Raw genomic sequence first — 12,581 nt, 5'->3', positions numbered from 1 at the left:
TAAGGTTTGTGATGATGTTGGCGCAAATATAGTGGATTAACTTTAAACCAGGACGGCGTTGCCTCACCTTAGCTCAAAGAGAACGATTCTCTAAGGTGCTGAAGCACCAAGTGAATCGGTTCCGTACTGTCTGTACTGTCTGCGGCTTCGTCGCCTTGTCCTGATTTTTGTTAATCCACTATAAAGCGGGTAGGGGATATGGCAGTATTGGTTGTAAACGTAGCTGAATGACTGTTAAGGTAGAACAATCGTTTTCAGACGACCTCTGTCGTCATGAAAGAAACAAGGACAAGATATGAGCAAACGCTGGCGCAGGCTGACGGACAATGAAATCAAAATGGCAAAGCTGATTTTTGCCGACAGCATTGATTACGCCCGCGTCAAAATCTATCGCGGCATTCCTTGTCTGCCGACCATGCAGGTTGCCGTTTCGCCCAATGGGAACATCTATTTCCCGCGTAATAACTGCCCTGACGACTTCGCCCTTGCTTCCGCGTCCTATCAAATATGGATGATTCATGAATTGACCCATATTTGGCAGTATCAGCAAGGATTTAAAACCTGGTTGGGCGGATTGTTTTTGTTCGTCAGCGGAGGCTATCGCCGGCGTCGTGCCTATCTCTATCCCAAGCTGTCCGATATTTGTCATTTCAGTATGCTGAATATGGAGCAGCAGGCGGATTTGTTGGCACATTATTACGCGTCGTGTTATCTAAAAGGCAACATATACAACGCCCAAAATCAAACCTTTCAAAGCGTTTTACAGTCATTTATTGACAACCCGTGCCAAAAAGAATGGCTGCCTCAATGCAGGTTCTATCGAAAAAACAAACGGACTTGAGAGATTTTATTGGCTGAAAGATGGTTCGAATACAAGCTTTCAGACAGACAAGCAAGTCCGTTATAATAGGCAAATTAACTATCATAAACACATCAAAGGTAAATCATGCCTTGGAACATACCGATTTTTCTGACTTGGATGCGCGTTTTGCTGATTCCGGTCTTTACGTTGCTGTTTTTCCTACCAAAAGGGTGGATTGCACCGGAAACCGTCAATTGGACTGCCGCTATCATTTTCGCACTCGCAGCCGTAACCGATTGGTTTGACGGATTTTTAGCAAGGCTTTGGAAGCAAACCTCTGATTTCGGCGCATTCCTCGATCCCGTTGCGGATAAATTGATGGTAGCGACCGCATTATTGCTGCTGGTCAGCCTTGGTCGTACTTATGTTATTTTCGCTATCATCATTATCGGCAGGGAAATCACCATTTCCGCTTTGAGGGAATGGATGGCGCAAATGGGCAGACGCAGCAGCGTTGCCGTTGCCACCATCGGCAAATTTAAAACCGCCGCACAAATGGTTGCCATATTTTTATTGCTCTTAGCCTCCAATCAATTTGACAATATTTTTTATCAGACAGGTAACATATTGATGTTTATCGCATCTGTATTAACTCTCTGGTCAATGTTCTATTATCTGAAAATGGCGTGGCAGGAAATCAAATAAAAAATAAAACAAACCCCTTGACGACAAGTTTCAAATCCATAATAATTGCGTCTTCTTCGGAAACAGCAGCAAAAACAGACATTCGGCGGGAATAGCTCAGTTGGTAGAGCGCAACCTTGCCAAGGTTGAGGTCGCGAGTTCGAGACTCGTTTCCCGCTCCAAACGAATCCTGTCTTAAGTTGCTATAAAGTTTCTCCTATGCGGGAATAGCTCAGTTGGTAGAGCGCAACCTTGCCAAGGTTGAGGTCGCGAGTTCGAGACTCGTTTCCCGCTCCACAGTTTAATTTTCAGATGTGTCCCATGCGGGAATAGCTCAGTTGGTAGAGCGCAACCTTGCCAAGGTTGAGGTCGCGAGTTCGAGACTCGTTTCCCGCTCCATCCTTCAGGCACATTTAGATATGCGGGAATAGCTCAGTTGGTAGAGCGCAACCTTGCCAAGGTTGAGGTCGCGAGTTCGAGACTCGTTTCCCGCTCCAGTTTGAACACTACCTGGTAGTTTGTTTGGCGAGATAGCAAAGTGGTTTATGCAGCGGATTGCAAATCCGTCTACGCCGGTTCGATTCCGACTCTCGCCTCCACTCATTTTATGGCGGGGTGGCAGAGTGTTTATGCTATAAGGGGTGCAACCCTTATATAGGCCGGTTCAAATCCGCGCCCCCGCCTCCAAATTTCAATATAAAACAGTCTACGCCCGGGTGGTGAAATAGGTAGACACAACGGACTTAAAATCCGTCGGCCCTAAACCGGCCGTGCCGGTTCGATTCCGGCTCCGGGCACCAATAAATCTATGAATTTATTGAATAGCGTAAGACTCTAAGTTACCAAAAGACAGCTTATAATTCAGGCTGTCTTTTTGCTTTGTGTCCAATTTGTGTCCAACTTGCGATCTTTACACAATGTAATTGCATGAAATCAGATACCTAAGGAAAAGCCCTGAAAACCGGACAAGTTTTCAGGGCTTAATTTTATATTCTACACTTGTTTACACGCTAAAGGCTTGAAAAATAAAATGTAGTTTTAAGTAATAACTATTCTCATTGATGTAAGTCAAAAAAATATCAGGTAAGTGTTCACATCTCTGTCAATCGTTACACTTCATAGAGCTAAAGTGCTATTCTGCAAAGGTAAATTTCTTCTACCTATAAATTTATCTGACAAATTAGGAGCTTGATATGTCAACCGATATACAACAACGCCCCGCCGCTTGGGAAGGTTTTGTCGGCGGTAATTGGGAAACCAATGTCGACGTGCGCGATTTTATTCAGAAAAACTATACGCCTTATGAAGGCGATGCGTCTTTCCTCGCGCCTGCGACTGAGGCAACGACCAAATTGTGGGCGGATGTGATGGAAGGCATCAAAGTCGAAAACCGCACGCACGAACCTTACAAAATTGACGCGCAAGTCGTGTCCGGCATTACCAGCCATGCGCCGGGCTATATCGATAAAGATTTGGAAACCATCGTCGGCCTGCAAACAGACGAGCCTCTGAAACGTTCCATTATGCCGTTTGGCGGTTTGAAAATGGTGCAGGACGCGTGCAAAGTGTACAACGTCGAGTTGAACCCTGAAGTCAGCGAAATTTTCACCAAATACCGCAAAACCCACAACCAAGGCGTGTTTGATGTTTATACGCCCGACATCCGCCGTTGCCGCAAATCCGGTGTGATCACCGGCTTGCCGGATGCTTACGGTCGTGGTCGCATCATCGGCGACTACCGCCGCGTGGCATTGTACGGAATCGACTTCTTGATGAAAGACAAACTCAACCAGTTCAACTCGCTGCAAGCCGATTTGGAAAACGGTGTGGATTTGGAAGAAGTCATCCGCCGCCGCGAAGAAATCAATGACCAATACAAAGCCCTGGGTCAAATGAAAGAAATGGCCGCCTCTTACGGCTACGATATTTCCGGTCCTGCGAAAAATGCGCAGGAAGCCATCCAATGGACTTACTTCGCTTACCTTGCTGCCGTTAAATCGCAAAACGGCGCCGCTATGTCTTTCGGCCGTGTGTCTTCGTTCTTAGACATCTATATCGAGCGCGACCTGAAAAACGGCGTGATTACCGAAACCCAAGCGCAAGAATTTATCGACCATTTGGTGATGAAACTGCGTATGGTTCGTTTCCTGCGTACGCCTGAATACGACCAACTCTTCTCCGGCGACCCGATTTGGGCAACCGAATCCATCGGCGGTATGGGCTTGGACGGTCGCACGCTGGTAACGCGCACCAACTTCCGCGTGCTGCACACCCTGTACAACATGGGTCCGTCTCCCGAACCGAACATCACCGTATTGTGGTCCGAACAACTGCCGCAAGGCTTTAAAGAGTTTTGCGCCAAAGTGTCCATCGACACTTCGTCCATCCAATACGAAAACGACGATTTGATGCGCCCAGACTTCGAGAGTGACGACTATGCCATTGCCTGCTGCGTCAGCCCGATGGTCGTCGGCAAACAAATGCAGTTCTTCGGCGCACGCGCCAACTTGGCGAAAACTCTGCTGTACGCAATCAACGGCGGCGTGGACGAGAAATCCAAAGACCAGGTCGGCCCGAAAACCGAACCGATTTTGGACGAAGTCTTGGACTACGACACTGTCTTTGAGCGCATGGACAAATTCATGGATTGGCTGGCAACCCAATACGTTACCGCGCTGAATATCATCCATTACATGCACGACAAATACAGTTACGAAGCTGCGCTGATGGCGCTGCACGACCGCGATGTGAAACGCACTATGGCCTGCGGTATCGCCGGTTTGTCTGTGGCCGCCGACTCGCTCTCCGCCATCAAATACGCCAAAGTCAAACCGATTCGCGACGAAAACGGTATTGCCGTCGACTTTGAAATCGAAGGCGAATATCCGCAGTTCGGTAACAACGACGACCGCGTAGACGACATTGCCTGCGACTTGGTGGAACGCTTCATGAAAAAAGTGGCGACCCACAAAACTTACCGCAACGCAACGCCGACCCAGTCCGTGTTGACCATTACCTCCAACGTCGTGTACGGCAAAAAAACCGGCAACACGCCGGACGGTCGCCGCGCAGGCGCACCGTTCGGTCCGGGTGCCAACCCGATGCACGGTCGTGATGTCAACGGCGCTGTCGCTTCATTGACCTCCGTAGCCAAATTGCCGTTTGAGTTCGCCAAAGACGGTATTTCCTACACCTTCTCCATCGTGCCGGGCGCATTGGGCAAAGATGAAAATTCCCGCGAACGTAACCTCGCAGGCCTGATGGATGGCTACTTCCACCACGAAGAAGGCGAATTGGAAGGCGGTCAACATTTGAACGTCAACGTACTGACCCGCGAAACGCTGGAAGACGCGATGAACAATCCGGACAAATATCCGCAACTGACCATCCGCGTGTCCGGTTACGCCGTACGCTTCAACTCGCTGACCCGCGAACAACAGCTTGACGTGATTACCCGCACCTTTACACAAACCATGTAAAGCAAAGGGTTTACAGTAAACCAAGCCGGGGGACGGATTATCCGGAACCCGGCTTGATTTTGCCTGAAGCAATGGTTTGATCATATCAAAATCCAGCGGATTAACTTCAAATCAAGACGACCGAAGGCGGTACAATAGAGTTATCATTACAACCCGTTTATCTATTCCAAAACAGCCTATAAACTTCTCAGAACAGTGAACGCAATGCCCGCATATTAATCCAATAAGAAGAAGCCTCTGCAACACAAAAACAAGTTTTCAGACGACCCCAATATCCGGTACATCAGACACCATGCAGACAACCATCGCCATCAACCCCGAAACACCCGCCCCCGCCAAAGACCTCGGACACCGCCACTACAACGGCAAAGGCATCGTCCATTCCGTAGAATCCTGCGGCGCGGTGGACGGTCCCGGGTTGCGCTACGTCCTCTTCCTGCAAGGCTGCCTCATGCGCTGCCTCTACTGCCACAACCGCGACACATGGGACTTGCACACCGAACAGGCCCAGGAAATGACCGTACCCGAAGTCATGAAGCAAGTCATGTCCTACCGTCACTACCTGCGCGCCACAGGCGGCGGCGTTACCGCCACAGGCGGCGAACCGCTCCTGCAATACGAATTCGTACGCGACTGGTTCACCGCCTGCCACGAACACGACATCCACACCTGCCTCGACAGCAACGGCTACGCCCTGCATTACGATTCCATCCTTGACGACCTGCTCGACCACACCAACCTCGTCATGCTCGATTTAAAACAAATCGACCCCGAAATCCACAAAGTCCTCGTCGGCATCCCCAACACCAAAACCCTCAAATTCGCCCACTACCTCGCCGAACGCAAACAACCCGCACGCGTCCGCTACGTCGTCGTCCCAGGCTATACCGATGACGACCGTTCCGCCCACCTGCTCGGCGAATTCATCGCAGACATGGACAATGTCGAAATGGTCGAGCTTCTCCCTTATCACGAACTGGGCGCGCACAAATGGGCATTGTGCGGCGACACCTACAAACTCACCGGCGTACATCCGCCTCCCAAAGAAACCATCCTCAAAATCAAATCGATTCTGGAAAGCTACGGCAAGAACATTATTTATTGAGTTCAAATCCAAAAAGCTCGTCTGAAAAAGAAATATTCGCTTTCAGACGACCTTTTAGCCGTTTATCTCATTTGTTGCAGCACATTACATCAATCAATTTATCATATATAGTGGATTAAATTTAAATCAGGACAAGGCGAGGCAACGCCGTACTGGTTTAAAGTTAATCCACTATAAATCTATTGTCATTTTAGACCTTTAGTCGCAATCTTTGAGCTACGGTGACGCAATGCAGTATGGGTTCAAACTTGGGCTACTAGACCATTCTTAATCTTTAAAAATTAACTTAGGAAAGAGCAGTATGATGAAAAAGTTTTTATATGTGTTTTTACTTTTTATACCTTTGTCAGCCTATGCAGGGACATATCGAGTAAACAAAACAGGTCTATTGCTTCAGACAAAGCATTTGAAAAATGGAAATATACAGTTTGATATATATAACCCGCGGAATTCAGGGAAAAATTCTTTGGTGCAAGGCGTGGCAAAATTAAAATCAGGGGATTCAGAAATTGATATAGATGAAGAAACGGGTCTAGGTTATGATGTAGATGAATATATTCATGATAAAAACCAATGCTTCATATCGATACGCCTAGATGTAGAAAAGGGCAAGAAAGGCTCGTTAAAGACCTCATGTCCGAAACAAAATGAATTGAGACATCTTAATCTTCCAATTTTGAAAATTAAGTAGGTGTAACAAGTGGTGGGGATGAAAACACGCCATTTAAAAAGGTCGTCTGAAAACCCTGTTTCATGTTTTCAGACGACCTTTTGTCTTTATTTTTCGTTTTGTTTGTACCAGTTGATAAATTCGTCCGGTTTGGCGAAACCAAGCAAGGGGTCGCTGCGGCGGCCGTCTGCGTGGATGACGAATATACCCGGCGGGCCGTAGAGACCGTATTCTTTCAACATTGCCTGATGGTCGGGCGTGTTGTCGGTTACGTCGATTTGGAAGAAGCGTTCCATATCGACGGCTTCATGCACTTGCGGCTGGTTGAGCGTGTAGCTTGCCATTTCTTTGCAGGAAATACACCAGTCGGCGTAGAAATCCAAAACGACGGGTTTGTCGGGGTTGGCTTTCAATGCGGCATCCATAGCGGTTTTGAGTTCGGCGACGTCGGTGAATATTTTGCCGTGGTCGGTGGTTTTGCCTGCTTCAGACGGGGGGGCGAGTGTCAGGAAGTGGTGCAGGGCGGTGGTTTGTTTGTTTGCGCTTTGCCATCCGAACCATGCGCCGCCGATGAGCAGAAGGAAGCCTAAAACGGAGGCTGTGGTTTTCAGACGACCTTTTTGTTTGCCCGATTTAATCAGCAACATGATGGCAGGGACGATCATGAGCAGGGTGTAAAGCGCGACAACGAGGTAGTAGGGCAGGTGCGGCGTGGCGAGGTAAACGGCAACGGCAAGCAGGATGAAGCCGAAGGCGTATTTGATGCCGTTCATCCAGTCACCTGCTTTCGGCAGGACGTGGCCGCCGAATGTGCCGATGAGGATCAGCGGAACGCCGGTGCCGAGTGCCAAGGCATACAGCGCGAGTCCGCCCAAAACGGCATCACCGGTTTGTCCGATATAGCCCAAGGCAAATGCCAGCGGCGGGGCGACGCAGGGGCCGACGATCAGCGCGGAGAGTATGCCCATGACGAATACGGAGGCGATTTTGCCGCCGGAGAGTTTGCTGCTTTGGTTTTGGAAATAAGATTGGACGGCGTTGGGCAGTTGGATGTTGAAGAGACCGAACATGGACAACGCGAGGACGACCATCAGGCCTGCGGCAGCGAGAACGACCCAAGCCTGTTGCAGCCATACGGTCAGGAGCGCGCCCGTCAAGCCTGCGATGACGCCGACCAGCGTGTAGGTCAGTGCCAAACCTTGTACATAGACCATAGATAGGGCGAAAGCGCGCTTTTTACCGGCGTTTTTATCGCCGACGACGATACTGGAAACAATCGGCAAAAGCGGGTACATACAGGCGGTAAAACTCAAGCCCAGTCCTGCGATAAAAAACGCCAACAGGTTGGCGTTTAATGTTTCCCAAGATAATTTGAAGCGGCTGCCGTCGTCGTTTTGCGAGGCTTTAGGCGCGGCGGCGGGGGATGGTTTGGCGGAATCCGGTTGAAGGAAGCGGTCTTTGGCGGATATGGGTTCGTCGCTTTGCGTCTTGTACAGGCCGTTGCCTTTAATCTCAAAAGATGTGTCGACGGGCGGGTAACATACGCCGGCTTCGGCACAACCTTGATAAGTCAGCGTCAGCTTGTAGGCCGGCGCGGCTTTTTTGTAAGGCCAGTTGACCTGCGCGGCGCGGTGGAATACGGTTTGTTTGCCGAAAAACTCATCTTCTTTGAGTTCGCCTTTGCTGAAAACGGGTTCGGCCAATACGCCTTCAGGTGCGGTGGCGGCGACGATTTTCGATTGGTACATATAGTAGCCGTCGGCGATTTTGAATTCGACGTTGATGCCTTTGTCGGTAACGTTCACTTGCGGCACGAACGCTTTTTCAGGCGGCAGCAAATCATCGGCGTTCACGGCAAACGCGCTGGAACACAGGGCAAAAAAGGCGGTAAAGAAGTAAAGGAGTTTTTTCATGGCGTCTTCTCAGTGGAAGGGTTAAACAGGCGCATTATAAACGCAGCAGTCGTTTATAGGTCTTAATTTATATTAAAAGCTGCGATGGTTTTTATCGCGATGAGGGTGGATTATCGGGCTGCTGGATAGATGATGCCCGTCGGATTGTCTCTTTTTCATAGCCGATTGGAACGGGAAAGGTCGTCTGAAAACCTGATTTCACAGGTTTCAGACGACCTTTTCGATTTTTCACTTATTTAAGGATAAGCAATATAGGCGTAAGCCGAGTGGTTGTGTATCGACTCGAAGTTTTCGCTCTCGACGATGAAGCTTTCGATGCGTCCGTCGGCAATCAGCGCGGTTGCTACGTCGCGCACCATGTCTTCCACGAATTTCGGGTTTTCATAGGCTTTTTCGGTAACGTATTTTTCATCGGGGCGTTTGAGCAGGCCGTAAAGCTGGCAGCTTGCTTGCGCTTCCACGCAGTCGATGATTTCTTCGATACCGACTTCGGCGTTGGCAGTCAGACTGACGGTAACGTGCGAACGTTGGTTGTGCGCGCCGTATTGCGAGATTTCTTTGGAACACGGACATAAAGAGGTCACGGGTACCATGACTTTCAAATTATGGCTGTATGTTCCGTTTTTGATTTCGCCCGTCAGGGTAACGTCGTAGTCGAGCAGGGATTGGATGCCGGAAACAGGGGCGGATTTTTTGCGGAAGAAGGGGAAGGAAACGCTGATTTTGCCGGAATGAGAGTCTAAAAGCGCGACCATTTCGGCAGTCAGTTTGTGCAGCCTGTCGAAATCCAAAGCCTCGGTTTGTTGTTCCATCAACGCCACGAAGCGCGACATATGTGTGCCTTTTTGGTCGGCGGGCAGGAAAACCGTCATGGTCAGGCGGGCGACGGTGGATTGGCTGCCTTCGGCGGTATTCAAAGTAATCGGAAAGCGCAGGTCTTTGATACCGACCTGGTTAATCGGCAGATTGCGTAAATCTCGGCTGGATTGCACGTCTGCAATGGCGTTCATGCGTTGTTTGTCCTTAATTGTCGGATTGTTGGGGTGTGTGTCGTTTGGAAACGGATTCATGCCGTCCGTTTTGCAAATGCGAGATTATATCACTTGCAAACCGTGTCCGCATTGATTGTTTCTATTTTTCGGATAGTGATAAAATCCTGAATTATTCATATCTTTACAAGGTTGAGCCGAGATGAAATTCGCCACCAAAGCCATCCATTCCAGCTACGATTGCGACGAACACAACCGCGCGCTGATGCCGCCGATTTATCAGAACAGTATGTTCGCGCTGCACGAAATCGGCGAGCAGGTTCCCTACCGCTATTCGCGCCTGAGCAATCCGACCCGTCAGGTTTTGGAAGATACGGTTGCCGATTTGGAACGCGGGGCGGCAGGTTTTGCCTTTTCTAGCGGTATGGCGGGCATTGATGCCGTGTGGCGTACATTCCTGCGTCCGGGCGATACCGTCGTCGCCGTCGCCGATATTTACGGCGGCGCGTATGACTTGCTGGTTGACGTATATAAAGAGTGGGGCGTAAACGTCGTCTTTGCCGATTTGGGCAACCCCGAACGCCTGGACGAACTGCTCCAAGCGCACAATGTGAAACTGGTTTGGCTGGAAACCCCGTCCAACCCGCTTTTGCGGTTGGTGGACATCAAAGCGCTTGCCGCCAAAGCCCACGCCGCCGGTGCATTAGTCGGCATCGACAACACCTTTGCCACCCCGTATCTGCAACAACCTTTGGAAATGGGCTGCGACATCGTGTTCCACTCCGCCACCAAATACCTTTGCGGACACTCCGACGTATTGATGGGCATCGTCGCGGTTAAAACCAAAGAACTGGCGAAACCGCTGCACGACATGATGGTGCATACCGGCGCGATTGCCGGCCCGATGGACTGCTGGCTGGTGTTGCGCGGTATCAAAACGCTCGCCTTGCGCATGGAAGCACACTGCAAAAACGCACTCGACATCGCCCGCCGCCTCGAAGCCCATCCCGCCGTAGAAAAAGTGTTCTATCCCGGACTGCCGTCGCATGAGCATTACGAACTGGCGAAAACCCAAATGCCCAAAGGCATAGGCGGTGTGGTAACGGTTTACCTCAAAAACGACACGCGCGAAGCGGCAAACAGCGTGATTAAAAACATGAAACTGGTCAAAATGGCGTCCAGCCTCGGCGGCGTCGAAAGTCTGGTCAACCATTGCTATTCACAGTCACACAGCGGCGTACCGCACGACGTGAAAATGGAAATGGGCATCAAAGTCGGCCTGCTGCGCTTCTCCATCGGCATTGAAGAGGCGGACGATATTTGGAACGATATTTCCAAAGCATTGGATACGACGCTGTAAAGACAAATAGGTCGTCTGAAAAGTGCATGGCAGGTTTTGCTAGAGCGGTTTCAGACGACCTTTTAGCTAACCCCACGTTAGAAAGGCAAAATCATGAAAACCCTGATCCCCACCCTTATGACCGCAATCATTCTGACCGCCTGTACTTCGCCTGCTGAAAAACCGCAGCAGTCCCAACCTGTAACGTCGTCTGAAAAACCATCCGAACCCCGTCAAGCGTCAGCGCCGAGTTTGGCGGCGAAATGGTTTGTGGTTTCTTTCGACAAATTCACCGAAAAAGATTTGGCGGGCAGAACGGCTTTTTTGGATTTGAGCAAAATGCCCAAGGCGCATGGCAAGATGGGTTGTAATCATTTAATGCTTCAAGCAAAAGAAGTCGGTTCGGGCAAAATCGATTTCGGTCCGATTGCGACGTCGATGATGTTGTGTGAAGACATGAAGTTGGAAGAGGCTTTCTTGAACATGAGAAGCGTGTGGAACTATCGTTTCGACGGCGATGATTTGATTTTGGAGCAAAACGGCAAAACCATGCGCCTGCGCCGTGAGCCGTAAATTTTGAGTTTGCCGTTAAGTATAGTGGATTAAATTTAAATCAGGACAAGGCGACGAAGCCGCAGACAGTACAAATAGTACGGCAAGGCGAGGCAACGCCGTACTGGTTTAAAGTTAATCCACTATATAAAAGGTCGTCTGAAAACCGGACAATCAGGTTTTCAGACGACCTTTCGCCAAACGAACGGGTATAATATCTTCCGTTTCCATACCGTACACACAAGGAATCCCATTATGGTAGCCTCGCCCGAAGCCAAGTTCACCGAAGAAAAAGTCCTGTGGATCAAACACCATACGCCCAAGCTGATGACTTTTGCCATCAGCCGCCCTGAATCCTACCGCTTCTCGGCGGGACAGTTTTCGCGGCTTGGGTTTCGCGACGGCGAAGGCTTTATCTGGCGCGCTTATTCCGTCGTGTCCGCCGAATACGCCGATACGCTTGAATATTTTGCCGTTTTGATCGAGGGCGGTCCCATGTCCGCGCGGTTTACCGCGATGAAAGAGGGCGACACCATACTGCTCGACAAAACCGCTACGGGCTTCCTCCTGCCCGAACGTTTTCCCGACGGCAAGGACTTGGTCATGCTCAGCACGGGTTCGGGCATCGCGCCTTTCCTCTCCATCATTGAACAACCCGAAATTTGGCAGCGTTTTGATCGCTTGGTTTTGGCGCACTCGGTTTCTTTCGCCGGCGAACTGATTTTCAGACGACGTGTTGAAGCGTTAAAAGACCATCCGCTGATTGGCGAGCATTTCCACAAATTCCGCTTCGTCCCCATCACCACGCGCGAGGAAACCGAAGGCGCGTTGAGCGGCAAGCGCATTCCCGAACTGCTGAAAGACGGCAGCCTCGAAGCATACGCGGGATTCAAGTTCACCAAAACCGACACGCGCTTTATGGTCTGCGGCAATCCCGCCATGGTCAAAGACACGTTCCAAGCCCTGATGGACTTGGGCTTCGCCATGCACCGCAACCGCATCCCGGGCGAAATCATGATGGAAAACGGGTTTTGAGCCTGATGAATTG

10 protein-coding genes and 7 tRNA genes are annotated in these 12,581 nt (G+C 50.1%); 15 read left to right on the top strand and 2 right to left on the bottom strand.

The genetic code is table 11. The features are described 5' to 3' along the window. Nucleotides 1-295: 295 nt before the first annotated feature. From DBZ16_RS03835 to DBZ16_RS03785, 12 genes are all read left to right on the top strand, one after another. Complete coding sequence (locus DBZ16_RS03835) at nt 296-841, top strand: type IV secretion protein Rhs (RefSeq protein ID WP_107812976.1); 546 nt, start codon at nt 296-298, stop codon at nt 839-841. 105 nt (nt 842-946) lie between these two features. Then, nucleotides 947-1,507, top strand: a complete 561-nt coding sequence (gene pgsA / locus DBZ16_RS03830) for a CDP-diacylglycerol--glycerol-3-phosphate 3-phosphatidyltransferase (RefSeq protein ID WP_016688352.1) — start codon at nt 947-949, stop codon at nt 1,505-1,507. Nucleotides 1,508-1,592: 85 nt separating this feature from the next. Beyond that, a tRNA-Gly gene (locus DBZ16_RS03825) sits at nt 1,593-1,668 on the top strand. A gap of 39 nt (nt 1,669-1,707) precedes the next feature. Next, nucleotides 1,708-1,783 (top strand) — tRNA-Gly (locus DBZ16_RS03820). Between the two features lie 26 nt (nt 1,784-1,809). Continuing rightward, a tRNA-Gly gene (locus DBZ16_RS03815) sits at nt 1,810-1,885 on the top strand. Between the two features lie 22 nt (nt 1,886-1,907). Next, nucleotides 1,908-1,983: transfer RNA gene (locus DBZ16_RS03810), tRNA-Gly, on the top strand. A gap of 27 nt (nt 1,984-2,010) precedes the next feature. Continuing rightward, nucleotides 2,011-2,085 (top strand) — tRNA-Cys (locus DBZ16_RS03805). 10 nt (nt 2,086-2,095) lie between these two features. Then, a tRNA-Cys gene (locus DBZ16_RS14790) sits at nt 2,096-2,173 on the top strand. Between the two features lie 23 nt (nt 2,174-2,196). Continuing rightward, nucleotides 2,197-2,286, top strand: a tRNA-Leu gene (locus DBZ16_RS03800). Nucleotides 2,287-2,679: 393 nt separating this feature from the next. Then, nucleotides 2,680-4,965 (top strand): formate C-acetyltransferase, encoded by a 2,286-nt coding sequence (gene pflB / locus DBZ16_RS03795; RefSeq protein WP_107812975.1) that lies wholly within the window; start codon nt 2,680-2,682, stop codon nt 4,963-4,965. 292 nt (nt 4,966-5,257) lie between these two features. Beyond that, a complete protein-coding gene (gene pflA / locus DBZ16_RS03790) occupies nt 5,258-6,070 on the top strand; it encodes a pyruvate formate lyase 1-activating protein (protein ID WP_107812974.1) in 813 nt (270 codons plus the stop codon). 301 nt (nt 6,071-6,371) lie between these two features. Further along, complete coding sequence (locus tag DBZ16_RS03785; RefSeq protein ID WP_107812973.1) at nt 6,372-6,761, top strand: hypothetical protein; 390 nt, start codon at nt 6,372-6,374, stop codon at nt 6,759-6,761. A gap of 86 nt (nt 6,762-6,847) precedes the next feature. Here DBZ16_RS03785 and dsbD read toward each other — a convergent pair whose 3' ends face one another. Next, nucleotides 6,848-8,653: a protein-disulfide reductase DsbD gene (gene dsbD, locus DBZ16_RS03780; RefSeq protein WP_107812972.1), complete on the bottom strand. Its 1,806-nt coding sequence runs from the start codon at nt 8,651-8,653 to the stop codon at nt 6,848-6,850. 236 nt (nt 8,654-8,889) lie between these two features. After that, nucleotides 8,890-9,663, bottom strand: coding sequence for a GTP cyclohydrolase FolE2 (gene folE2 / locus DBZ16_RS03775; RefSeq protein ID WP_049227827.1), 774 nt, complete (start codon nt 9,661-9,663; stop codon nt 8,890-8,892). Nucleotides 9,664-9,844: 181 nt separating this feature from the next. Between folE2 and DBZ16_RS03770 the strand changes: the two genes are divergently transcribed. The 3 genes from DBZ16_RS03770 (at nt 9,845) to DBZ16_RS03755 (ending at nt 12,568) form a co-directional block, all read left to right on the top strand. Continuing rightward, nucleotides 9,845-11,002: a trans-sulfuration enzyme family protein gene (locus DBZ16_RS03770; protein ID WP_107812970.1), complete on the top strand. Its 1,158-nt coding sequence runs from the start codon at nt 9,845-9,847 to the stop codon at nt 11,000-11,002. 93 nt (nt 11,003-11,095) lie between these two features. Next, nucleotides 11,096-11,554 (top strand): META domain-containing protein, encoded by a 459-nt coding sequence (locus DBZ16_RS03765; protein WP_107812969.1) that lies wholly within the window; start codon nt 11,096-11,098, stop codon nt 11,552-11,554. Between the two features lie 234 nt (nt 11,555-11,788). After that, nucleotides 11,789-12,568, top strand: coding sequence for a ferredoxin--NADP reductase (locus tag DBZ16_RS03755; protein ID WP_107812968.1), 780 nt, complete (start codon nt 11,789-11,791; stop codon nt 12,566-12,568). The last annotated feature ends 13 nt before the right edge of the window (nt 12,569-12,581 follow it).

This window comes from Neisseria sicca (genome assembly GCF_003044565.1).
Taxonomy (GTDB): domain Bacteria; phylum Pseudomonadota; class Gammaproteobacteria; order Burkholderiales; family Neisseriaceae; genus Neisseria; species Neisseria sicca_A.
Note: the sequence above shows the minus strand (reverse complement) of the source record. Positions and strands in the feature narration are given on the sequence as shown.

What these genes read in the sequence shown, in the direction of transcription:
- DBZ16_RS03835 (WP_107812976.1), top strand. Translation starts at nt 296, where the DNA reads ATGAGCAAACGCTGGCGCAGGCTGACGGACAATGAAATCAAAATGGCA.
- pgsA (WP_016688352.1), top strand. Translation starts at nt 947, where the DNA reads ATGCCTTGGAACATACCGATTTTTCTGACTTGGATGCGCGTTTTGCTG.
- pflB (WP_107812975.1), top strand. Translation starts at nt 2,680, where the DNA reads ATGTCAACCGATATACAACAACGCCCCGCCGCTTGGGAAGGTTTTGTC.
- pflA (WP_107812974.1), top strand. Translation starts at nt 5,258, where the DNA reads ATGCAGACAACCATCGCCATCAACCCCGAAACACCCGCCCCCGCCAAA.
- DBZ16_RS03785 (WP_107812973.1), top strand. Translation starts at nt 6,372, where the DNA reads ATGATGAAAAAGTTTTTATATGTGTTTTTACTTTTTATACCTTTGTCA.
- dsbD (WP_107812972.1), bottom strand. Translation starts at nt 8,653, where the DNA reads ATGAAAAAACTCCTTTACTTCTTTACCGCCTTTTTTGCCCTGTGTTCC.
- folE2 (WP_049227827.1), bottom strand. Translation starts at nt 9,663, where the DNA reads ATGAACGCCATTGCAGACGTGCAATCCAGCCGAGATTTACGCAATCTG.
- DBZ16_RS03770 (WP_107812970.1), top strand. Translation starts at nt 9,845, where the DNA reads ATGAAATTCGCCACCAAAGCCATCCATTCCAGCTACGATTGCGACGAA.
- DBZ16_RS03765 (WP_107812969.1), top strand. Translation starts at nt 11,096, where the DNA reads ATGAAAACCCTGATCCCCACCCTTATGACCGCAATCATTCTGACCGCC.
- DBZ16_RS03755 (WP_107812968.1), top strand. Translation starts at nt 11,789, where the DNA reads ATGGTAGCCTCGCCCGAAGCCAAGTTCACCGAAGAAAAAGTCCTGTGG.